Annotated in this window: 1 protein-coding gene and 1 tRNA gene; one reads left to right on the top strand and one right to left on the bottom strand. The window is 43.2% G+C overall.

What is annotated here, in order from left to right:
- Nucleotides 1-205: 205 nt before the first annotated feature.
- Nucleotides 206-2,092: an RICIN domain-containing protein gene (locus tag HMPREF3208_RS03560; protein WP_064347269.1), complete on the bottom strand. Its 1,887-nt coding sequence runs from the start codon at nt 2,090-2,092 to the stop codon at nt 206-208.
- Between the two features lie 184 nt (nt 2,093-2,276).
- On the opposite strand from HMPREF3208_RS03560, the gene HMPREF3208_RS03565 reads away from it, so the two are divergent.
- Nucleotides 2,277-2,350: transfer RNA gene (locus HMPREF3208_RS03565), tRNA-Gly, on the top strand.
- The last annotated feature ends 155 nt before the right edge of the window (nt 2,351-2,505 follow it).

Consider the following 2,505-nt stretch of genomic DNA (forward strand, 5'->3'; position numbering starts at 1 on the left):
ATTCATCAGCTTAGCTTTACACACTTTTGGGGGAATAACCCCACTACTACATGCATTACTACACTAGAAATAAGTTGTGTTAATATACACTGACGACCTGCTTGAGCGCTATGTTTTGTAACGTTCAAACAGGTCGTCGTGCAAGCAAAACTCACATGCGCTTAAGTAACTAAACTCTTGTTACTTGTAATGCAGCAAGTCGCTATTACTCAATCTTCCAACGCTGTGCAGCAGTATGGTTTGGAGTATACATTTGAACTCGCTGACCATTATGAGCATTCGCGCTAGGAATATCGATAGCCTTACCGGAGCACATGCTAATCAGTGCATATGTGCCATCAGCATACTTCCACAAAGCCCAAGTTTGAGCATCTGTGTCGTTGGCAGTATACTGCTGTAACTTCACACCGTTGTCAGTAGCAGCTCCAGGAACATCGATTGCTTTGTGAGAATTGTCGTTCAAAACAGTGTAAAGTCCATTACCAACTTGCTTAAAGCTAAAACGTTGAGCTTGAGAACCATTGCTTTGATAGATTTGCAACGGTGCAGAATTACTCAGCGAACCCCAGCGAATATCCATACCAACTTTGTTGTTGACTGCAGACTTCACAAGCAATCCGTTCTTAGCAGCAAAATCAGTAGAAGATGGAACAAAGAGTTGAGCTTTAGTGCCGTTTGGACGATACAAGCTAATACGAGTGCCATTAGCACGATTTGCGCCAGCAATATCAAGCACCCAGTTGCCGAGTGCAGACTGAATAAAGTAACCATTGCCAGCATTACGAATCAGCCAACGCTGAGCTTGAGAACCATTTGCGGCATACTGCCACACAACAGCACCATTAGCTGCTGCAGCATAACGGACGTCTAAAACTTTACCTGAATTCTTATTACGGATCACGTAAGTGCCGTCATTTTGACGCTCAAATGCAAACTTTTGAGCGTTGGAATTATTCCATGAATACAATTGGATAGTTGTACCATCTGACTTACTTGCACCAGGTATGTCAATACTTGAAGTGCTTTTCAGCATAGTATTGATGAAGTAATCTCCACTAGGAAGATCCATCAGTGGCAACTGTTGAACATCAAAGCCGGCATATTCTGTATTGTTAGTGGCATGAGATGAAGATGAGGTTGTGGTGCCAAATTCAGAAGTGCCGTTAATTTCGCCGCCATCAGCCATGCCGAATGCGTTCAAATCTACACGACCAGCAATGCCGTTCACACTGCCGCTTGACGTATACTGCCAGCCACGCAATGCTGTAGTAATAGGGAAGCCAACGCGTGAACCATAACTTGCAACCCAACTAGTGCGCTCATGAATATACTGAGAATTGAGTGGTCCTCTCAAATAGTTCGTGTATGAGTAAACACCGAGTTTAGTGTAACCAGCAGAAACGAGCTGATTCCACCATGAAGCCACAATGTCCTGATATACATATGGAGAAGTCGGTGGATGGTGACCACTCCAACTCCACTTTTCCAAGTCGTAATACACCGGATACGTTAAGTCACTAGGGCTTACTCCGGCACCTTTCAAAAGATTTACAACATCTGCACCTTCGGCAGCACCATCTGCGGCTTTCTCGGCATAGGAATACATGTAAATACCAAATGGAATACCAAGACGCTTGCACTCGCGAATATTACGTAACGCTTGCTTATCGTAGCCGTTATCCCAGCCGTAGCTAATACGAATAATCGCACCATCTACGCCGGAATTTTTTACAGCATCCCAATCAATTTCATGCTGATGTTCAGAAACATCAATAACGCCTTGAGCATTCTTCACAAACACGTTGTCATTGCCATCAAGGAATGCGGCAAGACCGTCAGCTTCACTCCAATGCGCACCGTACTCGTTTTCCTGAAGCGCAGTTTGACGTACTACGCCAGACGGCGTTGGTTGAATAATTGGTTTAACAGCTGTAGTACTTGACTTAGCAGTTGTAGTAACAGCATTACTGCGAGTATGTACAGGTGCAGAAGATTGCTGAGGTGCCACAGCATTCATAGTAAAAGCGGTTGCAATTGATACTAAACTCGCTAATACACGTACGATAATCTGTCCCACAAATCCTCCAGACATGTTTTTACGTGCTTTTTCAGTTCTACATTAGCAAAAATACCTTAATAAAGGGTAAGAATTTAGCAAAAAGTTGATTTTACTATTGATTTTAGCAGTAATGGTAATGGCAATGTCGCAACTATCTGTATACTTGAACAAGTCGCTGTTTGTGCGTAAATATTTCGTGCGAATGCGGTGCGTAATTGCGGACGTAGCTCAATGGTAGAGTCTCAGTCTTCCAAACTGATTACGCGGGTCCGATTCCCGTCGTCCGCTCCACTTGTGAAACGTTGATATATCAACGTTCTTCGCCTATTCTTATACCTTTTTGCACCTTTTCTTGCATCCTAAAATAGGTTACATGTGCAAATAATGCGCAGATAAAATAAAAGGGTTATAGCCCCAAAAGTGTGTAAAGCTAAGCTGATGAATAT

The organism is Gardnerella vaginalis (assembly GCF_001546485.1).
Classification (GTDB): domain Bacteria; phylum Actinomycetota; class Actinomycetes; order Actinomycetales; family Bifidobacteriaceae; genus Bifidobacterium; species Bifidobacterium vaginale_D.